The sequence below is a fragment of the Candidatus Tumulicola sp. genome (assembly GCA_036490475.1).
Classification (GTDB): Bacteria; Vulcanimicrobiota; Vulcanimicrobiia; order Vulcanimicrobiales; family Vulcanimicrobiaceae; genus Tumulicola.
This window is the reverse complement of record DASXDT010000006.1, coordinates 947,672-971,297: the sequence shown is the minus strand read 5'-3', so window position 1 is coordinate 971,297 and position 23,626 is coordinate 947,672. Positions and strand designations below refer to the sequence as shown.

Below are 23,626 nucleotides of genomic sequence, written 5' to 3'. Positions count from 1 at the left end.
CGGACTACTCCGAGGCCGCGGTGGCCGGCAGCGGCTTGGGCGCCTGGAACGTGGAGGGCGGCAACGTTTCCGGGAAGCGATAGTCGGCCCAGGTGATGCGCTCGCGCGCCGGGTGCACGCCAACGGTTGCATCGATCGAGGCCATCACCGGCATCCAGAACTTGCCGACGGGCGCGTACACGATTTCTCCGACTCCGCGCGACTCCCCCGACGCCGTATGAAAGTGCAGCCGGCGCGGTAAGAACGTCGATCCGTCGATGGTTATGCGATCGACGTACACGCCCGATTGGCGTTCCAGCGGCGTTACTTCGTAGGTGTAATCGTAGCGTTTGCCGACCTTGACGCTCGTTAGAAACAAGACTTGCGCGGTATCGGTTTTCGGTGCGAGTCGATCGATCGCATAGCGATTTTCACGCCGCGCGAACGTCACGCGTTTTCGCGCCAGCGCCAATCCATCGACTGCTAATAGTTCGTCGCGTACGTTCGAGCCGCTGCGATAGATTTGGTGGCGTTGTTCGATGTTTGCCGGACCTGCCTGCGAAACGCTATACGTAAATACGACGTTTTTCGGCGCCGCAATCGCCTGCACGGCGATCGCATAGCGTTGCAAGACGTATTGAGAGTCGAGCGGTGCGTTCGTCTCCCGGCCATTCGGCGCCGCAGCCGCGATCGAACACAAGAACCCGGCGGCAACAACAACCGCCCGCCGGGTCACCATCATACCAGCACGCTGTCGCGGATCGCGTTGAGGGCGTCGTTGGCTCCGGCCGGATCTTTACCGCCGCCTTGCGCCTGTGCGGCTTGTCCGCCACCCCGGCCGCCAACCAGCGGTGCGGCAAGCTTGACCAGATTTCCAGCGTGGACGCCGTCTTTAACATGATCGTCGCTGACCGTAACGAGCACGCTTGCGGTGTCACCATCGGTTCCGATCAACGCGATCGTACCGCTGTGCAAACGGCTCCGAATAGCGGCGCTGAGGTGCTTGAGCGCCTCGGCATTCGCCTCTGCGACCACGGCACCAACGAACCGCCGGTTTCCACGCTCTTCCAAACGATCCAAATAGGCTTGCGCGTCGGCCGACGCCAGTTGCGCCTTCAGGCGATCGCGAGCAGCCTGTGCGTCGCGGAGCTCGCGTTGCAATCGCTCGACACGTTCGCCGACATCATCCGGCGTGGTTGCCAACGACGACGACAGACGGCTCAGCGTTTCTCCTTGACGCTCGATCATCGCTTCGGCCGCAGCCGACACGCACGACTCGATACGACGAATGCCGCTGCCGATCGACGACTCCGAAAGAATGAGAAACACGCCAAGTTCGCCGGTAGAATGCGAATGCGTTCCGCCGCAAAACTCGATCGCCGGACCGGCCATCACCACGCGCACGGACTCACCGTATTTTTCGCCCGCCATCCAAATCGCGCCGCTACGTTTAGCCTCTTCGATCGGAAGCTCGCGCGTTTCCAAGTGCGAGTCGTCGCGAATCATCTCGTTAACGCGATGCGCGACCGCTCGCTTTTGTTCGGACGACAATGCGCCGCCCGGCCAACGGAAATCGAATCGCATGCGATCCATACCAACCCACGATCCGGCTTGATTGACCTCGTCGCCGAGCACGTCTCTCAGCGCACGCTGCAGCAAATGGGCGGACGTGTGGTGCCGGCGAATTTCTCGGCGCCACCAATCGAACACGACGGTGCGCACGCGTTCGCCGCTCGCGATCTCGCCGCTTACAACGACACCGTGATGCGCGATCGCTTCACCCAGCAACTGCGTGTCCTTAACTTCGAAGACGCCGCCCTCGGTCTCGATGGTGCCCCGGTCGCCGATCTGTCCGCCGCGCTCGGCGTAAAACGACGACGAGTCGAGCACGATCGTGCCTTCCTGGCCGGTCGAAAGCAACTGCGCGGGTTTCTCGTCGCGTAACAATGCGACGACGGTACCGCCGCCTTCAAGGCCTTCGTATCCGGTGAACTCGCTGCGAAACGCCGGTAGATCGGTAACGCCGACGACTGCGCGCTTGGACCGAGCGTCGCTGCGTGCACGTTGGCGTTGCTCCGTCATCAAGCGTTCGAACTCGACGGCGTCGACGGCGACGCCGCGTTCGGCCGCAATCTCGCGCGTCAGCTCGACCGGAAAGCCGTAGGTGTCGTGCAATACGAATGCCTGCTCGCCCGAAATTTCGTGCGACGCGGCAGACGCAGATTCATCGACGATGCGATCGAGCATGGACATGCCGCGTTCGAGCGTCCGTTCGAAGGTGCGCTCTTCCATCGCCAATGCGGACGCAATCCGCGCTTGGTTTTGACGTAGCTCCGGGTAGCCGGATTCGAGCGTCGCGACGACGGGCGCTACCAATCCGGCCAAAAAGCCATTCGGGTAGCCGAGCAAACGGCCGTTGGCGATCGCTCTGCGGATGAGAAAGCGCAGCACGTATCCGCGGTCCGTGTTCGACGGATACACGCCATCGTTCAGCAGAAACGTCACCGCACGCGCGTGGTCGGCGACGATATTTTCTCGAACGCGCCGTTGCGCATCGCCGACATCGCGTTTCGCTTTCGGCAGCGCTGCCACGACGTCGTTGAACAGATCCGTGTCGTACATGGATGCTTGACCGTTGCAGATTGCCAGCATACGTTCGAATCCGGCGCCGGTGTCGATCGCCTTGCGCGGCAAATCCGACATGCTTCCATCGGCACCGCGATTGAACTGCTGAAAAACGACGTTCCAAAACTCGACATACCGGTTGCCGAGATTTGGACCGGTGTCGCCGGGGCCGCTCGCGTGCTCCGGCCCGAGATCGTAGAATAACTCGGTGCACGGCCCACACGGACCGGTCGGGCCCATCGTCCAGAAATTATCTTCGTCGAATCGCGAAATGCGCGACGAATCCAATCCGATTTCATCGATCCAGATTCGTTCGGTCTCGTCGTCTCCCGTATGAACGGTGACGTAGAGCCGAGTCGGATCCAGACGCAATACCTGGGTCGAGAACTCCCACGCCCACGCGATCGCTTCGCGTTTGTAATAATCGCCGAAGCTGAAGTTGCCGAGCATCTCCAAGAACGTTCCGTGGCGCCCCGTACGACCGACATTTTCGATGTCGCTCTTCGCGCCTGCGACGCGCAAACAGCGCTGCACCGTCACGGCCCGAGGACCGGGGGGAGGCTGTTCGCCCAAAAATACCGGCACGAACTGTTCCATGCCGGCGATGGTAAAGAGCGTCGTCGACATCTCGTGCGGCACGAGGCTTGCCGAGGGCAGCAGCTTGTGCTCGCGGTTGACGAAAAAGTCGATCCACGCTTGGCGAAGTTCTTGGCTTTTCATGGGCGTCAACGCAGAATGATAGCAGATTCCCCCGGCCGGGCGCTATTACTCGGCCAGAACCGCTCGAAGTTTCTCCAGCGCCTTGGCCTGCAGGCGGGAGACGTGCATCTGCGATACGTTGAGGCGCTTGGCGATCTCGGTTTGTGAGACCGACTCGTAAAACCGCAGATAGATGATCACGCGCTCGCGGCCGGAGAGGATCTCGAAGGCCCGCTCGAGGTTGGCGCGGTCTTCCAGCAGCGCGAGACCGGTATCGTTGGCCCCCACCGTATCCGCCAGCGTCTGCGATTTTTTATCCGACTCGCCCGAGACTTCGCTATCGAGCGACAGCAGATTATAGGCCTGCCCGAGCTCTTGCGCCTCGAGAATTTCTTCTTCGCCGGCGTTCAGGTGGTGGGCCAGCTCGCCTACGGTCGGGCTGCGGCCGAGGTCGATGGCGAGTTTGTCGCTGGCCCGATTGACGGCCAGGTTGAGCTCCTGGAGGCGGCGCGGCACCTTGACCGCCCAGCCCTTATCGCGGAAATAGCGCTTGATCTCGCCGACGATCGTCGGCGTCGCATAGGTCGTGAATTCGACGCCGCGTTCGATGTCGAACCGGTCGATGGCCTTGAGCAGCCCGACCGTGCCGACTTGCACCAGATCGTCGAGCGGTTCGCCGCGATTCGCGAACTTGACCGCGAGAAAGCGTGCGAGGTTCAGGTGTGCCACCACGAGTTCGTCGCGCAACTGCTCGTATTCGGCCAGCACTTCACTATGAGTCATTCGCTGCTCGCGCACGACGATGAAGCGCGCGAAAAGTGACCGCGTCCGCTCCCGATCCGGACGGGTTTCGCTGCGTTCGGTCACCAGATCAGGTCGTCCGGCCTGGGATTCTTTTGGCCATGTGTAAATCGGTACCGGTGTCTGGATGGACTTCGTACGTTACTTCGTCCATTAACGTTCGAATCAAAAATACACCAAGTCCGGCAACGCGCGCTTCGTCGAAATCGATCGCGGCTATCTTCGGTGCGTGCACGTGACGGCCGGCATCGTGGACGCGGAACCGTAACGCGCCGTCGTCGGTTTCACACGAGATTTCGATCGTTTCGCCGTGGTTTTCGTGTTGGATGACGGCGGTACACGCTTCGGTAACGGCGAGTTTGATGTCTTCAATTTCTTCGATCGAAAACCGCGAACGATTCGCCACGGCAGCGACGGCTAAGCGCGCTAGCGCAACCCATTCGGGGCGGCATGGGATACGCAGTTCTACCACGTCCGATTGCGCGGACTGCGTTGCGGGCTGGTTCAAACCAGCGCCTTCATCGCAGCATCTTCGTTATCGAAGATACCGAAAATCTTTACCAGACCGGTGATGTCGAAAATCTTCCTGATCTGCGGATTGCTACAAACCAAGTTTACCGTTCCGCCGTGCTCGCGCACGCGCTTGAGGCCGCCGATCAACACCCCCAAGCCGGTGGAATCGATGTACCGTACGTTTTCCAGGTTGATCACCAAATTATAGACGCCGCGGTCGATCAAATCGCTAACGGCGTCCTTGACTTTTGGAGACGTATAGACGTCGATCTCGCCGCTGAGCTCGACGACGTAACATTCGCCGGGTGCTTCGCGGACTTGGACTTTAATGTCCAACGTCCGTGCCCCCAGCCTGTTCATCGAGGGTGCTACGCATTTGATCGGCGCTTTTCTTGGCCTCGTCGACCGCGGCATCGATATTAGCGCGTGCGCTATCGACCACGTTCTTGCCGCGCTCGTATAAATCGGAAGCGCCCGACTGCCAGGTGGAGGTGGCGTCGCTGACGCGTCCTCGCAAATCGTCGGTCGCATCTTTCGCGAAGTTTCCAGCTTCGCGCGCCTTACCGATCAGCAGGTCGCGCTGCTCTTCCTGCGTTAGCAGAACGGCAGCCGCACCGCCGACAATGGCGCCGATAAGGAAACCGGCGAAGAATCCTCCGCCTTTTCCGTTGCTCATATAAACGCTACTCCTGTGATGATGTATCCGAACCGTTCTTTCCCGTAACCAAGCGTCGTAAACCGGTCGTGATGCCGGTTAGGGTTGCGCCGGCATTGACGATCGCCGGCGAAAGCGCGTTTTTCGTCAATTGTGCCGTCTCCGAAACGCTCCCCGCGATATCTTCGAGGGACTGCACCACGCCGCTCAATCGCGCCAGCGTTTGATCGGCCGTGTTCGCGATGCCGTCCACGTGCGTTAACGTCGCCGTGACCGGCTGACTGAGATTGTCGACTTGCTGGTCGACACGGTCGAGCGTCGTATTAACGCGCGCCAACGTCGTCGCAAGGGCGCGCATCCCAAGCATAATGCCGATACCCGCCAGCAGAATGCCGACGCCGGCCAAAACGTCGAGGACCAGCGGTCCGATCTCGCTTGATGTCACGCGATTCTCCTATGCGTCAGTAGCTCTCGCATATATCCCCGCCTGGGGGCGCAATCTTACGTCGCCTCGACCCGTCCGGCGTCGGCGACGATCCCAGGTAGAACGGCGACGAGCCGCTCGATTTCCTCCTCGGTGGTCGGTCGGCCTAGGGAAAAGCGAATCGTCGCCCCGCGCACGTCGCCGCCGATCGCCGCGATCACATGGCTGGGCTCCAGCGATCCCGACGTGCACGCGCTGCCCGCCGACGTAGCAAAGCCGTGCAGATCGAGCAGCATCAGCAATGCGGCCGGGTCAGTTCCTGCAAACGTGATGCTCGCGATGTTGGGTAGCCGGTTGCCACCCGTGCCGTTCGGACGTGCGCCCGCTATCGACGATCCCACCGCGGACTCGAGCGCGTCGCGTAACGCCTGGATCCAGCGTCCGGCCTCCACGCGATCGGCCTCGGCCAGCTCCAACGCCTCTGCCATACCAACGGCACCGGCAACGTCCTCGGTGCCCGCGCGGCGTCCGAGTTCTTGGCTACCGCCGGCCAGCATCGGCTCGAGCGGGGTGCCGTCGCGCAGGTACAGCACGCCGAGGCCGGGCGGCCCATGGAACTTGTGCGCCGCGAGCGAGAGCAGATCGACGCCCAACCCCTCGATCTCGAGCGGCAGCCAGCCGGCGGCGGCGACGGCGTCGGTATGAAACGGAATTCCACGGGCGCGAGCGTGCTCGCTGAGCTGCGCCAGCGATTGCACCGTTCCGATCTCGTTGTTCGCATACATGACCGACGCGATCGCGGTGTCCGGGCGCAGCGCCGCGGCGAACGTTGCAGAGTCGACACGACCGGACGCATCGACCGGTATTCGCGTCGCCACGAACCCAGCGTCTTCTAATGTATCGACTGCACGCGAAACGGCGTGATGTTCGATTACCGTAGTCACTATATGCCGCCGCGAACCCGCGGCGCGCGCGACGCCAAAGAGCGCGAGATTGTTCGATTCGGTTCCGCCGGCAGTAAACACGATCGACCGCCGCGGTACGTTCAGCACGCGAGCGACGCGCTCGCGCGCCGCATCTAACAGCGCGCGCGAACGTCGACCTTCGGCATGCGGCGAGCTCGGATTATATGCGGCATCCTCGCGAACGCGTTCCATCGCGGCGCGCACGCGCGGGTCGATGGGCGTCGTCGCCGCATAGTCCAAATAAACGCGCGAATTTGTCGCAGAATTCACAGCACGTTCTCAGTTCGCCGCTCTACTATAACGCTTGTGCGAAGCTCCAACGCACGACTCCGAGAAGTAGCAACGGGAAAAGGACGGTTCGAGGTTACTCGGGCCGTCTTTTTTTTGTCCGCTCACCGAACTCGCGTTCGGCTCCGCGGTCCCCGGGATTGTAGTACGTCCGGCCGGACACGTTCTCAGGAACGTTCGTCTGTTCGACGCCGTAATCATCATGGGCATAGTGGTAGCCTTTGCCGTATCCGAGACCGCGCATCAGTTGGGTTGATGCGTTGCGCAGCCACAGCGGAACGGGTTCGTTGCGTAGGTTGCGCACGTCGTCGAGCGCCGCGCCGTATGCGCGACCGACGCTGTTGCTCTTGGGCGCGAGAGCGAGATACAGCGTCGCATGAGCGAGAGGATAATACCCCTCGGGCATTCCTACGAAGTGTACCGCCTGCTGTGCCGCGATTGCGATCTGCAGTCCATGCGAGTCGGCCAACCCAACGTCCTCCGAAGCGAGAATCACCAAACGGCGCACGATGAAGAGCGCGTCCTCCCCGCCTTCGATCATTCGAGCCAGCCAATAGACGGCGGCGTCGGGATCGCTCGCACGAATCGACTTAATGAATGCGCTCACCGTGTCGAAGTGCGAGTCACCGCCCTTGTCGTACACGCTCGCTCGCCGTTGCACCGCGTCGGCAATCGATTGGTCCGTTAAGGTCGCTCCGGCGCCGGCGGCCGCGGCGGCGAATTCCAGCGCGTTCAGCGCCGTCCGCGCGTCGCCATTGGCGATTCCGATCAGCGCGGTGCGCGCTTCCGGCGTCATCGTCACGCCTCGATCGCCTAATCCTCGCTGCGGATCGGACATCGCGCGGTCGACGATCGTGCCGACGTCGTCGTCGCTTAGAGACGTGAAAACGAACACCCGCGCCCGCGAGAGTAGCGCCGCATTGACTTCGAACGACGGATTCTCGGTGGTCGCGCCGATCAGCGTTACCGTACCGTCCTCGACGTACGGAAGAATTGCGTCTTGCTGGCCTTTATTGAAGCGATGGATCTCGTCGACGAACAACACCGTTCGACGACCGGATCGGCGGCGCGTCTGCGATTCGGCGACCACGCGCCGCAGATCGGCAACGCCCGCGCTCACCGCCGACAACCGCTCGAAATACGCGCCGGTGCGATGCGCTACGATCTCGGCGAAGGTGGTCTTACCGGTACCCGGTGGCCCCCACAACACCATCGAGGGGATTGCGTCGGATTCGATCGCGCGCCGCAACGGTCGCCCGGGACCGAGCGTGTCCTGCTGGCCGACAAACTCGTCGAGCGTCGTTGGCCGCATGCGAGCGGCGAGCGGTGCGGAGTCGGGTCGTTCGAAGAGCGACGGCGGCAAGAAAATTCTTAAGAAGGACGCGGCGCCGGTGTAACGTCCTGCGTGAAACCGTTCTTGGGAACGCGCAACGGTTTCGGCGTTGCGAGACCGCGGTGGAGTTGGCCGGGGAACTGCATCGTGACATCGCCTTGGGCATGCGCCTTGGACGTAACGGTGTTATACACCACGCTCTGCGCGTTGATCTTGCGCGTCCCTTGTACGATCCGTACGTTTCCCTTCAGAAAAAGATCGTGCGAGCTTTCGTTCAGCGTTCCGGTATCGGCATCGACCACGGTATCGCCTTGCACGTAATGCACGTTGCCGATGGCTTTGTATTCTTTGGCTCCGCCGTCGATCTGCGCTTTGTCGGCCGTCAGCGTCGACGGACCGTTGTTGCTGCCGCTCGACGATCCGCTCATGCCGCCGTAATCGCCCTTCGTGTCGTGCATCACGACGTGTCCGTTGAGGTACACCATTTGCTTTTTATAGTTGCCGTTCGCACGATCGGCGGTGACGTCTCCACCGTCGCGCGTCATGACGATCTGCGCGGGCGTGCTAAAATCGCCGTTTTTGAAGTTGGCGTCGACCGAGCTTGCGTGCACCGTCCAAACGCCTAAGTCGAACGATGCTCCGCCGCCGGTAGCGGCCGGAGGCGGACCCGGGCGGTGTCCCGGAGCGGGCGGTCGCGCCGGCGCCGGGCGTGCCGCAGCGGTTGCTGCCGGCGACGTGCGTGCCGCAGCGGTCGCTGCCGGCGACGCGCCGGGCGTCGGGGCTGCGGGTGCGGTCGCGGTCGCGGTGGCCGCGATGGCAACGAAGACGGCAATCGATCGAATCATGTGTGCTGTGTACGTACCTTAATCGTCGGACGTTCGACGGGCCCCAGAAGTTCCGACAGCCGCTCGGACGAGACGACGCCTTCACGCAAAATGCGTGCGTGCGCTCCCGTAAGGTCCACGATCGAGGATTCGCGGTCGTACTTCGTCGGCCCGTAGCGCACGAGCAGATCGGCCGGCGGCAACATCTCCTCGTCTTCGTCGCCCCGATAGCGAGGCTTGCCGGCCAGCGCCACGGTCGTGCCCGCCAGCGGCCCGCAACGCTCGAGGATCCCGCGGGCAAGCGCGTCCTCGGGAACACGAAATGCAAGCGTGGATAACCCGGCGGCGAGCTCATCGCTCATGAAGTCCGGCTTGCTCACCAGCAAGATAACCGGCGCGGGGAGGAGACGTTTGGCAGCGACCACAGCCAACGGATTGTCGCTCGCATATTCGAGAAACTCCTGAGGCGATGCGACGTGCATGGTCAGCGGCCGGTTATCTGGGCGCCCCTTGGCCGCGTAAATTCGATCGATCGCGGGCGAGCGATACGGATCGCAGCCAATCAGATAGCTGGTGTCGTTGGGCACGATGACCGTGCCACCGGCGAACACGACGCTGGCAACCTCTTCCGCGACTTCCGCCAGCGGCATTTCACGGGCATCGATGACGGCCCCGATGCGCATCGTCCGATCCGCCTGTTAGAGGCGCACGCGCGAACCGGTACCGAGTGCGACGCACGAGAGCGGGTCGTCGGCTACGATCGCCGGCACGCCGGTGACGTCGGACAAGAGTTTATCCAAACCGCGTAGCAGCGCGCCTCCGCCCGTAATGATGATGCCGCGATCGATGATGTCGGCCGACAGCTCGGGCGGCGTTTTCTCTAATACCGCTTTCACCGCTTCGACGATCGCGCCAACCGGCTCCGAGAGCGCGTCGCGAATTTCTTCACTGGTGATTTTGACGGTTTTCGGCAAGCCGTTGATCAAGTCGCGGCCGCGAATCTCCATCGCCAGTTCTTGCTCCAGCTTATAGGCGGAGCCCAGCTTGATCTTGATCTCTTCGGCCGTGCGTTCGCCGATCATCAGGTTGTACACTCGACGGATGTAGCGAGCGATCGCCTCGTCCAGCTTGTTGCCGGCGACGCGGATCGATTGCGAAACGACGATGCCGCCGAGCGAAATCACCGCGACATCGGTCGTGCCGCCGCCGATGTCGACCACCATGCTTCCCGAGGGACCGTCGATGGGCAACCCGGCGCCGACCGCCGCCGCCATCGGTTCTTCCACGATTTCGACGTCCCGCGCACCAGCCAACTTCGCAGCGTCTTTCACCGCGCGTTCTTCAACGCTCGTAATCTCTGCCGGAACGCAAATCGTCACGTGCGGTTTCGGCTGAAACAGCGACTCCCACCACGAGCGGTCCTTCATCACTTTTTTGATAAAATAGGAAAGCATCGCTTCGGTCACTTCGAAATCGGCGATGACCCCGTCGCGTAACGGACGGATTGCCGTAATATGCGCCGGCGTTTTCCCCAGCATCAAGCGCGCTTCTTCGCCGACCGCGAGAACGCGGCCGGTTCTCATGTCTTTTGCGACCACCGAAGGTTCGCGCAGCACTATACCTCTGCCGCGAACGTTCACCAGAACGTTAGCCGTCCCGAGGTCGATGCCGATTTCCAATGCCTACTCCTACCCTGCTGCGGAAACGCGCGGATATTCGCTCGTTTCGAAAAATCCATTAGGTTCGACCAGCGGCCGAACGCCGCTGCTGCGTTGTACTTGACCGCCCAGTTCCGAGAGCATCTCTTCCAAGCGCTCGTAACCGCGATCGATATATTCCAAACCGATGATCTCGGTTTCGCCGGCTGCCGCTAGACCGGCAACCACGAGACCGGCACCGGCGCGGATGTCCGGCGCTTCGACAGGCGCGCCCGACAACCGGTCGACACCCTTGATCACCGCGGCGTTGCTTTCCATCGTCACTTTGACATCGGCGCCCATGCGGGCCAACTCGTTAACGTACGAAAACCGCGCGTTGAAGATCGATTCTTCAACCACACTCGTACCCGGACAGGTCGCTAAAAAACCGACCATTTGCGGTTGCAGGTCGGTTGGAAATCCGGGATACGGCGCCGTCAAAATATCGGTGCCGCCGGTAATCCCTTCGGCATTGACGCGAATCCAATCGGCACCCGTCGTTGTGGCCACGCCGCACTCGACGAACTTGTCGAGCGCGCTGCGCAAATGCTCGGGATTGCATTCGCGTACGGTCACGTCGCCGCGCGTAATCGCACCGGCGAGTAGTAACGTACCGGTAACGATGCGGTCCGGTATGATTTCGTATTCGGTTCCGTGCAGCTCTTCGACCCCATCGATCACAATCGTGTCGGTACCTTGACCGAGCACCTTTGCACCCATTGCGACCAAGAAGTTCGCGAGATCGACGACTTCCGGTTCCATCGCGACGTTCCGCAACGTCGTCGTGCCGTCGGCAGTCACCGCCGCGAGCATTGCATTTTTGGTTGCCCCGACGCTTGGCAAGCGGAACTCGATAGCCGCTCCCTGCAACCGGCGGTGCTTGGACTCGGCGATCAGATAGCCGTGCGCGTTGCGAACTTCGCAGCCCAGCGCGACGAACGCACGCTCGTGCATATCGGTGGCGCGCGTGCCTAAGACACATCCGCCGGGAAGCGGAACCTCGGCGCGACCGAAACGTCCGAGCAGCGGCCCGACGATGTCGAACGAAGCGGCCAACTTACGAACGAGCGCGTAGGGCGCGCGATACGATGCGACGTTGCTGGAGTCGATGGTGACCGTGTCGGCGCTCTCGTAGCGGAGACGCGCGCCGAGCGCTTCAAGCAGCGACCACATGACCGATACGTCGGTGATACGCGGAATCTTATGCAGCGTCACCGTGCCGCGCGCAAGCAATGCGGCAGCCATGATCGGCAACGCGGCGTTTTTCGCGCCGTGTGTAGCAACCGAGCCTTCGAGCCGCGCGCCGCCGCGAACGCGCAGCGACGTTTCTAACCGATCGAGCATGATTATTGCGTCGAGATTCGATGATGGGCGCCCGGTAACATTGTGCCGGGGCCCTCCGGACTAATGGTGGCCTGTCAGCCGAAGCTTCGCGTTGGCGAAGTCGATAGCGGATTGCTCTCGAGCGAATGCCGCTCGATCGCCGCCTGCCGAGCGCTGGCGCTCGGTGGCGGAAGCGAGCTCCTCGCGGGCCCGCGCGACGTCGATATCGTCAAAATGCAAGGCTTCGTCCACCAAAACCGTCACACGGTCGGGCAGCGCTTGCATAAAGCCCTCCCCGGTCGCCACTTCCAAACGCGTCTCACCGCCGTCGCGGGCGACGTTGGCCCGCAAGATCCCAGGTTTTAGAGCGGCCAGAAACGGCGCGTGCGAGGGCAGAATGCCCTCCTCGCCTTCGGTAGTCACGGCGATCACCAACGACGCATCGCCTTCGAAGACGACCCGCCGAGGAGTGATCAGTTTGAACGGAATGCTCGAGGCCATGTGGTTAGGCGGTGGCTCCCATCTTTTCGGCGGCGGCCTTTACGTCGTCGATCGTGCCGGCGTAGAAGAACGCCGATTCCGGCAGATTGTCGACCTTGCCGTCGAGGATTTCCTTGAACGACGCGATCGTGTCGGATAGCTTGACGTATTTGCCTCCGCGTCCGGTGAACTGCTCGGCCACGAAGAACGGCTGCGAAAAGAAGCGCTGGATCCGGCGCGCACGTCCGACGATCACCTTATCTTCTTCGGCCAACTCTTCGACGCCGAGAATCGCGATGATGTCTTGCAAGTCTTTGTAACGCTGCAAGACTTCTTGCACGCCGCGCGCGACGTTATAGTGCTCCTCGCCGATGATCTGCGGGTCGAGAATGCGTGACGTCGAGGCCAGTGGATCGACGGCCGGATAGATACCCAGTTCGGAAATCGGCCGCGACAACGCGGTGGTCGCGTCGAGATGTGCGAACGTGACGGCCACGGCCGGATCGGTGTAATCGTCGGCCGGAACGTAAACCGCTTGAACCGATGTAATCGAGCCTTTGCGCGTCGAGGTGATGCGCTCTTCGAGCACGCCCATGTCGGTGCCGAGCGTCGGCTGATAACCAACCGCCGACGGCATGCGTCCCATCAGTGCCGATACTTCCGAACCGGCCTGCAAGTAACGGAAGATATTGTCCATGAACAGCAACACGTCGGCACCCAGTTCGTCGCGAAAATATTCGGCCATCGTAACGCCGGTTTGTGCCACGCGGAAACGAACGCCCGGCGGCTCGTCCATCTGACCGAACACGAGCGTCGTTTGCGCGAGAACGCCCGACTCTTTCATTTCGGTCCAGAGATCGTTGCCTTCGCGCGTGCGTTCGCCAACGCCGGTGAATACCGAGAAGCCTTTGTGTTCGTTGGCGATGTTGCGGATCAACTCTTGAATCAAGACCGTCTTGCCGACGCCGGCACCACCGAACAGTCCGACCTTACCGCCGCGCGTATACGGGGCCATCAGATCGACGACTTTAATACCGGTTTCGAAAATACGCGGGGTCGGATCCTGATGCTTGAACTCGGGAGCCGGACGGTGGATCGGCCAATACGCCGCCGCTTTAATCGGCGTGTCGCCGTCGATCGTCTTGCCGAGAACGTTGAAGATACGCCCGAGGGTGCCCTCGCCTACCGGAACCAGAATCGGCGAACCGCTGCTCGTGACGGCCGCGCCGCGGACCAGACCGTCGGTCGATCCCATCGCCAGACAGCGTACTTGATTGTTGCCGAGCTCGTCCTGCACTTCCAGCGTCAGGTCGCGCGCGGCCATCGCCGATCCGCCGAGATCGGTTCCGTCGCTCACAGCGCCGTTACGCGGCGCACCGGCGTCATCGTTGACGCGAACCGTGAGCGCGTCGTTGATCTTCGGCAACGTGTCGGCCGAGAACTCGACGTCGACGACGTTACCGAGTACTTGAACGACTTTTCCGCTGGAGGCTGTCATGGAATCTTCGATCCTTCCCTGTGCGAGGTCTATTGCACGCCCAGCGCTTCGGCGCCGGCGACGATTTCGAGCAGCTCTTTCGTAATGGCCGCTTGACGGGCGTTGTTCATTTGAATCGTCAGCTCGTCGATTAACTTCGACGCGTTATCGGTGGCGTTGCTCATCGCGACTAACTGCGCCGCGAAAAATCCCGCGTCGGTCTCGAGCATCGACGAATAGATCGTGAACTCGAGATATTTTGGCAGCAGTCGCGATAAGACGAATTCGGGTGAGGGTGAGAACTCGACCGCGCCCTGCGGCGCCTTAGCATGTGCGTCGTCGTCCGGCGGACGTTCGATCGGAACGAGCGTGCGGCTCCGCGGGCGCTGCGACATCATCGAAATATTCTTCGAAGAAATCAGAACGATTTCCGAAATGTCTCCGCGGACGAAATCGTCGCTCACCTTCTCGCTCACTTCGCGCGCCGTTTCGAGTTTGGACCCGGCCAACTGCCACGACGGACGATCTCCGGCGCCGAAACGACGGACCGCGTTGCGAGCTTTATTTCCAACGGTGTAATACGCGATATTGGGATGGGCGGCAGCGAACGTCTCTGCGACCCGAACGGTGTTGGAGTTGAACGCGCCGGCCAACCCTTTGTCGGCCGTCATCAGGATCACGCCCGAAGGCGCGCCGCTCTTTCCGGGCTTCATGAACGGATGATCGACGTTGCCGACCGCGCGCATCAGATCGCGCAACATGTCGCTCAGCGTGTCCGAATACGGACGCGCTTCGCGTTGCGCCGCTTCGGCACGGCGAATACGCGCCGCGGCGACTTGCTTCATCGCTTTGGTGATTTGCTGCGTATTCTTCAACGACCGGATGCGATCGCGAAGATCTTTCACACTCGGCATTAGAAGGAGGAGTTGAACTCCTTGAGCGCGTCGCCGAGCTTCTTCTTGACGTCGTCCGAGAGCTGATTGCTATCCGCGATCGCCTTGGGAATGTCGTCGTGTTTGGCGTGCAGGAAGTCGATGAATCCGCGAGCCCAACTCTGCAGCTTTGGAGTGGGGACGTCGTTGACGAATCCGTTGGTCGCAGCGAAAAGAATCGCAACTTGATCTTCCATCGGTTGCGGCTGATACTGCGCCTGTTTGAGCAGCTCGGTCATTTTCTCACCGCGCATAAGCTGCATCTGCGTCCCCTTATCGAGGTCGCTCGAGAGTTTTGCAAAGGCAGCGAGATCGCGATATTGCGCCAGCTCCAGCTTGAGCTGGCCGGCAACCGATTTCATCGCCTTGGTTTGTGCGGCGCCGCCGACGCGTGAGACCGAAAGGCCGACGTCGACTGCGGGCCGGATGCCCTGGAAGAACAGCTGCGGCGTCAGATAAATCTGTCCGTCGGTAATCGAGATCACGTTGGTGGGAATGTACGCGGCAAAGTCGCCGGCTTGCGTTTCGATGACCGGCAATGCCGTCATCGATCCGCCGCCGAGATCGTCGGACAGTTTACAAGCGCGTTCCAACAGGCGTGAATGTAAGTAGAAAACGTCGCCCGGATAGGCTTCGCGACCCGGCGGGCGGCGCAGCAGCAGCGACATTTCGCGATACGATTGCGCGTGCTTGGTGAGATCGTCGTATACGATCAGCACGTCTTTGCCTTCGTACATCAACTCTTCGGCCATCGCGCAGCCGGAGAACGGCGCCAGCCAGCGTAACGCGGCGGCTTCCGACGGGCTGACTGCCACGACGGTCGTGTAGTCGAGCGCACCCTTTTGATCGAGCACTTGCGTTAGCGCGGCAACGGTCGAGTTCTTCTGACCGATCGCGACGTAGACGCAAAACACGTTGCGTCCCTTTTGATTGATGATCGCGTCGATCGCGATGGCGGTTTTGCCGGTGGAGCGATCGCCGATGATCAACTCGCGTTGGCCCTTGCCGATCGGGATCAACGCGTCGATGGCGCGGATACCGGTCTGCAACGGTTGTTTGACGGCTTGACGCTGCACGACGCCGGGCGCGACGTTTTCGACGGTGCGATAGCGTTTGGTATCGATCGGGCCCTTGCCGTCGATCGGCTGTCCCAGTGCGTTGACGACGCGTCCGAGCAGCGCCTCGCCCACGGGAACCGACGCGATGCGCCCGGTGCGACGCACCTTATCGCCTTCGCGAATTTCTTGGTCCGGACCGAGGATGACGACGCCGACGTTGTCCTCTTCGAGGTTTAGCGCGACGCCTTGCAGGCCGTTGGCGAACTCGACGAGTTCCGAAGAACGCACGCCGCGCAAACCGTAGACGCGCGCGAGATTGGCGCCGACCTCGATGACCGTGCCGATCTCGTCTTCTTGCACGCCCGTCTGAAACGTGGCGATCTGTTGTTTGAGTATGCCTGCGATTTCGTCTGCGTTGATCATGTATTCGGTCCTAGTTTCTGGCGAAGAGTGAGCGGGCCAACGAATCGAGCCGTCCGGCAACCGTGCCGTCCACGCGACGATCGCCCATCAGGATGCGTACGCCGCCGATCGCGCTCGGATCGACGACTTGCTTGACTTGGAACTTTTTTCCGTAGATCTTCTGCAAACGCGCGACGGTCGCGGCGAGCTCCTCGTCGGAAAGCGGTTTGGCCGACGTCACCACGATCGGCTCCTCGCCGCGCGCGGCGAGCTGCAGCTTACGATATTCGTCGATCGTTTCGCCGAACAGCGCTTCGCGGCGCTTGCGAACCATCAGCAGCAATGCGTGCAGTGCCAGGTTGTCGACGCGCTTCGAGAACGCTTCGGTTAACGCGCGCTCCTTTTGCCGGCGATCCACGATCGGAGACACAAAGAACGTGTGAATAGCTTCGTCGTTCTGCAACACGTCACGCATCCGCGCGAGGTCGTCGCCAACCCGATCTGTCGCGTTACTTTCCACGGCCAAACCGAAGATCGCCGAGGCATAGCGACGAGCGAGTTTTTCGTTAGCCACGCGTACGCTCCAGCGACGCTATAAAGCGATCGACGAGGGCTGCGTTTTCGGACGCATCGACGCGGGCCGCCGCGAGATCACGCGCGCGATCGAGCGCTTTGCCGGCCAGCTCGTCGCGCAATCGTTCGGTTGCCGCCGCCATTGCACGGTCGAACTCCAGCCCGGCGTTGCGCAACGAACGCTCTCCGGCCTCGCGGGTCTGTTCCATAGTCGTGACCGTCTCGCGTTGTGCTTGCTCGTCGGCGCGTTCCACGATGAGGTGGGCGTCGTGCCCGGCGGTATCGATCTCGCCGTGCAACAGATCGAGCGCGGCCTTGGCCTCGTCGCGATGCCGTTCGGCCTCGGCGATTTGCTTGTTGTGACGATCTTGCGCGGCCAAGATTGCTGGTTGAATGTACTTAAACCACAGCCACACCAGGACGCCGAGGAACAAGACCGCGGCAATGATCTGGCTCCAGTCCGAGATATGCTGGTACGTTCGCAGCGTCACGAGCTGGCCCCCAGCGCGCGATCCACCATCGTACTGGCCAACTGATCGACGAGTTTGTCCTCGTTCGCGCGCGCCGCGGTTAACGCATCGCCGGCGCGCTTGTGCGCTTCTTCAAGCGTGCTTTGCGCTCGCTCGTTGTAGCCGGCGGAAACCGTTGCCGCTTCGTTCGACGCTTCGCCGCGCGCTTTGGCTAGATGCGCCTCGGCGGTGCGGCGTGCGTCGCCGCGGACGCGCTCGGCCTGTTCGCGCAGCGTTTTCGCTTCGGACTGATACGAAGCGTAATCGCTAACGACGCTATCGATGTACTCGCGCCGCTTGCGGATCGCCTTACCGACCGGACGCAGAAACAGCACGTTCAACAACGCGAAGAAAATCGCGAAATTGACGAGCTGCACGATCAGCGTCGGAACGTCGGGAAGAATAAACACGCGGGCGCCTTCCTTCTAACTAATGACCGGCAAGGCTAGAGTAGAGACCGTTTGGCACGCCCACAATGATGAGCAGCATGTAGAATGCTAAGCCAAGTCCGATGATCGGGAACGCCTCCAGAACGCCGACGCCTAGGAACAGGAAGGTAAAGATGTTGGGGCGAGCTTCGGGTTGGCGCGCAATCGCCTCGACCGCTTTGCTCGCGACGATGCCGTCGCCAATGGCCGATCCGAAGGCAACACCCGTCACGATAAGTGCGAACGCGATGAGCGTCGCCGCCGCGACTAATGCTTGAGAAGTCAACTGAGTACCCTTTCCATCAGAAGTCTAGTGGTCGTCGGAAATCGATAGCGCGAGATAGACGATCGCCAGCAGCGTAAAAACAAACGCCTGAACGGTGCCGACGAAAAAGTTAAAAAACTGGATAAAAAACGGGATGATGGCCGCTGCCAACGACAGGTTAAACGCGCCGACGCTTACGCGGGCTTGAATGACCGAGGCGACGATGATGAACAGCAACTCGCCGACGAAGATATTGAAGAACAAACGCGCCGCGAGCGTTACTGGACGGACACCCTCGTCGATGACGTTGATGGGGAAAAGCCACCAAAATGGCTTGAAGAGATGCGTGATCCTCTTCATGCCCGTGTATCGGATGCCGACGATCCAAGTCAAACAGAACACGATCGATGCGAGAGCCACGGTCGTTGCGACATCGGCCGTCGGAGAGCCACCGAACGGAACGCCCAAGACTTTGAACGGCAGCATCCCGATCTGGTTCATCAAGAAAATAAATACGAACAACGCGATGAAGAACGGAACGAAGGGTTCGCCTTTGGGCCCGATCGTGGACGTCGCCAGGTCCGCAATGTAGTTCACGACACCTTCGGTCACGACTTGGCGGCGTGATTGATAGGCCGAACGATAGCTCGCCCCGACCCAACCAAAAAAGAGCAATGCTATAACCATGACGAGCCATGTCGTCACGATCGTATCGCCATGCACGGCGCCAAGCACCGGCACGTGCCAGAGGATATGCTCCCCGAGATTTTCGTGCAACCCCTACTCCGAAACTACCGAAATCGTCGTGCTATTTCGCGGCAAACGCGCGCCGCGCGGCGTACGCGAATATTCCCAACGGGAGGAAAAATCCGGCGAAGTACCACGCCATCGACCACCACGGACCGACAGCGGCGAACGCCACCGGGACTATACCGAAGAGAGCGATTCGCAGCAAACTACTTAAGACGAACGTGCCCACACTGCGGCGTTCGACCAGCCGCTCGCCGCTCCACATCGTCAGCAGCGCGTTAGCGACCCCACAACAGCCTCCGGTCCACACCGCGAGCGCCGGAATTGTCAGCCAGCGGACCGCGAGCAGCCCGACGACCGTCACGGTCAGTAGGGTCCCAAACATCGCCAACCGCTTGAGCCGTCGATAGATCGCGAGATCGGTGGTCGCTTGGGCGAGGCTGTAGCTACGCCGAGGGGGTTCGGTCTCCTCCCCGCTCACAGCGAGCGTTGTAGCAGGCGAAACGCGCTGTAGGCGCCGACCGCTAAGCCGGCCATCAGGCCCACAAAAGCCCACCAGGCCTGACCCGTCTTACCGCCTACCCATATCCCGAGGACCAATCCGGCAAGCGCGGCGATTGCGAAAGTGCCGCCGGCCGAAAGGACCGGCGTCAGCTCTTTCATAACGCGGCTGCGGCCGGCGGTGCAGCGTCGAACGGCTCGGGGTAGGCTCCGCCGCGACGGCGTGCGAGAAGCCAGGCAACAATGCGCTCGGCTGCCCGTCCATCGCCATACGGATTGGCGGCCTGCGCCATTCTCGCGTAGTGCTCCGGCTCGTTCAGCAGCCGCATCGCGGCATCGAAGATGCGCTTGCCGTCGTGGCCGACCAGCTCGAGCGTGCCGGCGTCGATACCCTCGGGGCGTTCGGTCTCATCGCGCATCACCAGGACCGGCTTACCGAGACATGGCGCTTCTTCTTGAATGCCGCCCGAATCGGTCAACACGAACGAGCAGTCGCGGACCGCGAAGACCATTTGTCCGTACTCGATCGGGTCGACCAGCACTACGCCGGGAATTCCGTCGAGCACTTCGTGGGCGACCGGCGCCACGCGCGGCGACGGATGCACCGGCCAATAAATTTGCGCGCCGCGCGAACCGGATGCGATCTCGGCCATCGCTAAGCACATCTCGCGCATATGCTCGTGATTTTCACGACGGTGGGCGGTGACGACGACGATCGGACGCGTCGGATCTAGTTCGTTCCAGCGCGGGGGCGCGGTTAGATCCGGCCGTCGCGAGGTTTCGTGAAACGCATCGATGACGGTGTTGCCGGTCACCGCGATATTGGCCGGAGCGACGTACTCGCGCAACAGGTGCTCGCGCGACAAATTCGTCGGGGCGAAATGATACGAAGCGATCGTCCCGGTCAGACGGCGATTCATCTCTTCGGGAAACGGCATCCACGGGTCGTTCGTCCTGAGCCCGGCTTCAACGTGCCCGACGGCAATGCGTTGATAGAACGCGGCGAGCGCCGCCGCCGTGCTGGTCGACGTATCGCCGTGAACGAGCACGACATCCGGCCGTGCCTCTTGCAGCACCGGCTCCATGCGCGTCAGCACGCGGGTCGTAATCTCGGTGAGCGTTTGATCGCGCGTCATGACGTCGAGATCGAAGTCGGGTGCGATCGAAAACAGCTCGAGGAGATCGTCGAGCATCTTGCGATGCTGGGCGGTGACGCAGACGATCGCCTCCATGCCGGGCGACGCGGCCAGGGCGTGTACGACGGGCGCCATCTTGACCGTGTCGGGACGCGTCCCGAACACCGTCATCACGCGTAATTTATCGGCCACGGTATTCCTCGACTTCAAGCATGACGGAAGACGTGCGTGAACTCGCCCGACAAGGCCAAGGCGACCGCCCCCAATACGAAGCATACGGCGTACAGCAGCAACACCGCTTGGCGCACGTTTAGACCGAAGCGGAAGATCAGTTGGTGGTGGAAGTGACCGCGGTCGGCCTCCATAATTCGCTTGCCGGCGGCGGCGCGGCGCACGATCACCGCGGCGGTGTCGAGCACCGGCAGCGCTAAAACCAGCAACGGGATAACGATGCTGATCGCGATGGCCTGTTTGCTGCCTCCGATAATCGAAACCGTCGCGAAGACGTAGCCGATGAAGAGCGAGCCGGAATCGCCCAGAAAGATGCGCGCCGGATTGAAATTGAACGGCAAGAATCCGAGCGCGGAGCCCGCCAACGCGATGACGACCAGCGCGACGACGGGATTACCGTGCAACACGGAAATCGCGAAAATGAAGATGCTCGAAATCGCCGCGACGCCCGAAAGCAAGCCGTCGAGTCCGTCGATAAAGTTGATGGCGTTCATCATACCGACGTACCACAGCAGCGTGATCGGAATGCCGATCCACAACGGAAACTCGATCCAGTTCGAGTTGGGATCGTGTACGAACGGATTGGTAACGCCGGGGATGACGAAACCGTAGAACAACGAGATGAGCGCGACCAGCACTTGCGCGACGAGCTTGTTGCGCGGGCGCATGCCGATCACGTCGTCCCAAATGCCAACCGATAAAATGAGCAGGCTGCCGAACAGCAAGCCGACCAACTGATGTACGCTGGCAAAACGATCGGTGAGTAACTCGATCTGCTTGGCTGCGGTAAAATGGGTCGCCGCCGGTAAGAGTTCGAGTGGCGACGCCAACGCGAACCCGAGCACCGCGAACAACGCGCACGCGAATCCGAAAAACACCGCGATGCCGCCGATGCGCGGCGTCGGCACTTCATGTACCCGCCGCTCCTCGTTATTGGTGTCCAGAACGCCGAGGTGGCGCGCGAGCCGAACGATCAACGGTGTCGCTGCCGCCGTAACGCAGACTGCAATCGCGAACGTGATCGCATAAATCAGGGCCGCGGTCCAGGCCGACCCGCTCATCCGTGAATCTTTTCCAGCGACGCGTACGGCACGACCGCTACGCCGGCTTCACCCAGCAGTAATCCGGAGACCGCATCGGGGTAGGCACCGTCGTACACGATCTTAACCACGCCGGCGCTGATGAGCAGCTTCGAACAGCCCACGCACGGCTGATGCGTGCAGTACGCGGTCGCGCCCTCCAAGCTAACGCCGTGCAGCGCACCCTGCACCACCGCATTGGCTTCGGCGTGCGTCGCGCGTACGCAGTGCTCGTCGACCATCGTGCAACCGACTTCGGTGCAATGCGCGACGCCGCGCGGCGCGCCGTTGTATCCGGTCGTCAATATGCGATGATCGCGCACGAACACGCAGCCGACCGACGCGCGCGGACACGTCGACCGCGTGCTGACGGTGCGCGCGATCTGCATGAAATACTCGTCCCAGCCGGGCCGCATACCGGGAAGCTTACGGAACGCCGAAACGATCGGTCAGTTCTCCGACGCGGCCGCGCAGCGCTTGCGTCCGCTGGCGCGCTTCGACATCGGCCAGCGCGTCCACCATGATCCGTGCGACTTCGCGGCAGTCTTCGACGCCGAACCCGCGCGCCGTGATGGCCGGCGTTCCGATTCGGATACCGCTGGCGACCATCGGCTTCTGCTTGTCGAACGGAATGGCGTTCTTGTTGACGGTGATGCCGATCTCGTCCAGATACGCCTCAGCCGCTTTTCCGGTAACGTTTTTCACCGACAAGTCGACCAATAGCAGATGCGTGTCGGTGCCGCCTCCGACCAGTCGCAATCCGGCGCTCGAGAACTCCTCGGCCATGGCTTTTGCGTTATCGATGACCTGTTGTTGATAGACGCGGAACTCGGGTTGCAGCGCTTCCCCAAAAGCAACGGCTTTGGCAGCGATCGTATGCATCAACGGTCCGCCTTGAATGCCTGGGAAAACGCTCTTATCGATCGGCGCCGCCCAGGTTTGATTCGTCAGCACGATTCCGCCTCGCGGACCGCGCAACGTCTTATGTGTGGTCGAGGTCGTAAACTCGGCGATGCCGACCGGGGACGGATGCAATCCGACCGCGACCAGGCCCGCGATGTGCGCCATGTCGACCATCAGGAGCGCGCCGATTTCGTCGGCGATTTCGCGGAACGGTGCGTACTCCATGGTCCGCGGGTAGGCGCTCGCGCCCGCCACGATCAGCTTCGGCTTGTGTTCGCGCGCAAGGGCTCGCACCTGGTCGAAATCGATCAGTTCGGTGTCGGGATTCACACCGTACGCGATCGCGTTGTACAGTTTTCCCGAAAAGCTTACTTTCGTTCCATGCGTCAAGTGACCGCCGTGCGCGAGCGACATACCGAGTACGGTATCGCCGGGTGCTAAACATGCCATGAAGACGGCCATGTTGGCTTGCGCTCCGGAATGCGGCTGTACGTTGACATGTTCGGCGCCGAACAATCGCTTGAGCCGGTCGATCGCCAGCAATTCGGCTTGGTCGACGAATTCGCAACCGCCGTAATAGCGCTTGCCCGGATATCCTTCGGCGTACTTGTTGGTCATCACGCAGCCCATGGCTTCACGTACCGCGGCGCTCGCGTAATTTTCTGAAGCGATCAATTCGAGATTCGCTTTTTGCCGGCGCTCTTCTCCGGCAATCGCGGCGAACACCTCGGGGTCGTTCGTCTGAATGTTGCGACGCTCTAAAATGTCCATGGTTA

Annotated in this window: 28 protein-coding genes; all 28 read right to left on the bottom strand. The window is 61.5% G+C overall.

Translation table 11 applies throughout. The features are described 5' to 3' along the window. Positions 1-4: 4 nt before the first annotated feature. The 28 genes from VGF98_12080 to glyA all read right to left on the bottom strand — a co-directional run bounded on the left by VGF98_12080 (position 5) and on the right by glyA (position 23,621). A complete protein-coding gene (locus tag VGF98_12080; protein HEY1682371.1) occupies positions 5-721 on the bottom strand; it encodes a hypothetical protein in 717 nt (238 codons plus the stop codon). After that, positions 718-3,324: an alanine--tRNA ligase gene (alaS, locus tag VGF98_12075; protein HEY1682370.1), complete on the bottom strand. Its 2,607-nt coding sequence runs from the start codon at positions 3,322-3,324 to the stop codon at positions 718-720. Before alaS ends, VGF98_12080 begins: the two co-directional genes overlap by 4 nt. 45 nt (positions 3,325-3,369) lie before the next feature. Continuing rightward, entirely contained in the window at positions 3,370-4,170 is an 801-nt protein-coding gene (locus VGF98_12070) for a SigB/SigF/SigG family RNA polymerase sigma factor (protein HEY1682369.1), read from the bottom strand. 4 nt (positions 4,171-4,174) lie between these two features. Beyond that, entirely contained in the window at positions 4,175-4,612 is a 438-nt protein-coding gene (locus tag VGF98_12065; GenBank protein HEY1682368.1) for an ATP-binding protein, read from the bottom strand. After that, the gene (locus VGF98_12060; GenBank protein ID HEY1682367.1) at positions 4,609-4,977 is read right to left on the bottom strand and encodes an STAS domain-containing protein; all 369 of its coding nucleotides are present in this window, start codon (positions 4,975-4,977) and stop codon (positions 4,609-4,611) included. Before VGF98_12060 ends, VGF98_12065 begins: the two co-directional genes overlap by 4 nt. Further along, entirely contained in the window at positions 4,943-5,293 is a 351-nt protein-coding gene (locus VGF98_12055; GenBank protein ID HEY1682366.1) for a hypothetical protein, read from the bottom strand. The genes VGF98_12060 and VGF98_12055 overlap by 35 nt, the downstream gene beginning before the upstream one ends. A gap of 7 nt (positions 5,294-5,300) precedes the next feature. After that, positions 5,301-5,717: a DUF948 domain-containing protein gene (locus VGF98_12050; GenBank protein ID HEY1682365.1), complete on the bottom strand. Its 417-nt coding sequence runs from the start codon at positions 5,715-5,717 to the stop codon at positions 5,301-5,303. 56 nt (positions 5,718-5,773) lie between these two features. After that, entirely contained in the window at positions 5,774-6,931 is a 1,158-nt protein-coding gene (locus tag VGF98_12045) for a cysteine desulfurase family protein (GenBank protein ID HEY1682364.1), read from the bottom strand. Between the two features lie 94 nt (positions 6,932-7,025). Then, on the bottom strand, positions 7,026-8,312 hold the full coding sequence (locus VGF98_12040; protein HEY1682363.1) for a replication-associated recombination protein A: 1,287 nt from the start codon (positions 8,310-8,312) through the stop codon (positions 7,026-7,028). Positions 8,313-8,320: 8 nt separating this feature from the next. Next, positions 8,321-9,127 carry an LptA/OstA family protein gene (locus VGF98_12035; GenBank protein ID HEY1682362.1) on the bottom strand — a complete coding sequence of 269 codons (807 nt, stop codon included), beginning with the start codon at positions 9,125-9,127 and terminating at the stop codon, positions 8,321-8,323. Beyond that, positions 9,124-9,789, bottom strand: coding sequence for an L-threonylcarbamoyladenylate synthase (locus VGF98_12030; protein HEY1682361.1), 666 nt, complete (start codon positions 9,787-9,789; stop codon positions 9,124-9,126). Before VGF98_12030 ends, VGF98_12035 begins: the two co-directional genes overlap by 4 nt. Positions 9,790-9,804: 15 nt before the next feature. Next, positions 9,805-10,785, bottom strand: a complete 981-nt coding sequence (locus tag VGF98_12025) for a rod shape-determining protein (GenBank protein HEY1682360.1) — start codon at positions 10,783-10,785, stop codon at positions 9,805-9,807. A gap of 9 nt (positions 10,786-10,794) precedes the next feature. Further along, on the bottom strand, positions 10,795-12,147 hold the full coding sequence (murA, locus tag VGF98_12020) for a UDP-N-acetylglucosamine 1-carboxyvinyltransferase (GenBank protein ID HEY1682359.1): 1,353 nt from the start codon (positions 12,145-12,147) through the stop codon (positions 10,795-10,797). A gap of 60 nt (positions 12,148-12,207) precedes the next feature. After that, positions 12,208-12,627 (bottom strand): ATP synthase F1 subunit epsilon, encoded by a 420-nt coding sequence (gene atpC, locus VGF98_12015; protein ID HEY1682358.1) that lies wholly within the window; start codon positions 12,625-12,627, stop codon positions 12,208-12,210. A gap of 4 nt (positions 12,628-12,631) precedes the next feature. Continuing rightward, positions 12,632-14,104, bottom strand: a complete 1,473-nt coding sequence (gene atpD, locus VGF98_12010) for a F0F1 ATP synthase subunit beta (protein HEY1682357.1) — start codon at positions 14,102-14,104, stop codon at positions 12,632-12,634. A 29-nt stretch (positions 14,105-14,133) separates the two neighbouring features. Then, positions 14,134-14,988, bottom strand: coding sequence for an ATP synthase F1 subunit gamma (gene atpG / locus VGF98_12005; GenBank protein HEY1682356.1), 855 nt, complete (start codon positions 14,986-14,988; stop codon positions 14,134-14,136). An 8-nt stretch (positions 14,989-14,996) separates the two neighbouring features. Further along, positions 14,997-16,496 carry a F0F1 ATP synthase subunit alpha gene (gene atpA / locus VGF98_12000; protein HEY1682355.1) on the bottom strand — a complete coding sequence of 500 codons (1,500 nt, stop codon included), beginning with the start codon at positions 16,494-16,496 and terminating at the stop codon, positions 14,997-14,999. A 10-nt stretch (positions 16,497-16,506) separates the two neighbouring features. Beyond that, positions 16,507-17,049 carry an ATP synthase F1 subunit delta gene (gene atpH, locus VGF98_11995; GenBank protein ID HEY1682354.1) on the bottom strand — a complete coding sequence of 181 codons (543 nt, stop codon included), beginning with the start codon at positions 17,047-17,049 and terminating at the stop codon, positions 16,507-16,509. Beyond that, complete coding sequence (locus VGF98_11990; GenBank protein ID HEY1682353.1) at positions 17,042-17,539, bottom strand: hypothetical protein; 498 nt, start codon at positions 17,537-17,539, stop codon at positions 17,042-17,044. The genes atpH and VGF98_11990 overlap by 8 nt, the downstream gene beginning before the upstream one ends. Further along, the gene (locus VGF98_11985; protein ID HEY1682352.1) at positions 17,536-17,967 is read right to left on the bottom strand and encodes a hypothetical protein; all 432 of its coding nucleotides are present in this window, start codon (positions 17,965-17,967) and stop codon (positions 17,536-17,538) included. The genes VGF98_11990 and VGF98_11985 overlap by 4 nt, the downstream gene beginning before the upstream one ends. Before the next feature lie 19 nt (positions 17,968-17,986). Beyond that, positions 17,987-18,271, bottom strand: a complete 285-nt coding sequence (atpE, locus tag VGF98_11980) for an ATP synthase F0 subunit C (GenBank protein ID HEY1682351.1) — start codon at positions 18,269-18,271, stop codon at positions 17,987-17,989. A gap of 24 nt (positions 18,272-18,295) precedes the next feature. After that, a complete protein-coding gene (gene atpB / locus VGF98_11975; protein ID HEY1682350.1) occupies positions 18,296-19,027 on the bottom strand; it encodes a F0F1 ATP synthase subunit A in 732 nt (243 codons plus the stop codon). Positions 19,028-19,058: 31 nt separating this feature from the next. Next, a complete protein-coding gene (locus VGF98_11970) occupies positions 19,059-19,481 on the bottom strand; it encodes a hypothetical protein (protein HEY1682349.1) in 423 nt (140 codons plus the stop codon). Then, the gene (locus VGF98_11965) at positions 19,478-19,663 is read right to left on the bottom strand and encodes an AtpZ/AtpI family protein (GenBank protein ID HEY1682348.1); all 186 of its coding nucleotides are present in this window, start codon (positions 19,661-19,663) and stop codon (positions 19,478-19,480) included. Before VGF98_11965 ends, VGF98_11970 begins: the two co-directional genes overlap by 4 nt. Then, positions 19,660-20,829: a UDP-N-acetylglucosamine 2-epimerase (non-hydrolyzing) gene (gene wecB / locus VGF98_11960; protein ID HEY1682347.1), complete on the bottom strand. Its 1,170-nt coding sequence runs from the start codon at positions 20,827-20,829 to the stop codon at positions 19,660-19,662. Before wecB ends, VGF98_11965 begins: the two co-directional genes overlap by 4 nt. A gap of 14 nt (positions 20,830-20,843) precedes the next feature. Beyond that, positions 20,844-21,929, bottom strand: a complete 1,086-nt coding sequence (locus tag VGF98_11955) for an MraY family glycosyltransferase (GenBank protein HEY1682346.1) — start codon at positions 21,927-21,929, stop codon at positions 20,844-20,846. Continuing rightward, on the bottom strand, positions 21,926-22,363 hold the full coding sequence (locus VGF98_11950) for a cytidine/deoxycytidylate deaminase family protein (protein ID HEY1682345.1): 438 nt from the start codon (positions 22,361-22,363) through the stop codon (positions 21,926-21,928). The genes VGF98_11955 and VGF98_11950 overlap by 4 nt, the downstream gene beginning before the upstream one ends. Positions 22,364-22,373: 10 nt before the next feature. Further along, positions 22,374-23,621: a serine hydroxymethyltransferase gene (gene glyA, locus VGF98_11945; protein ID HEY1682344.1), complete on the bottom strand. Its 1,248-nt coding sequence runs from the start codon at positions 23,619-23,621 to the stop codon at positions 22,374-22,376. Positions 23,622-23,626: the final 5 nt, after the last annotated feature.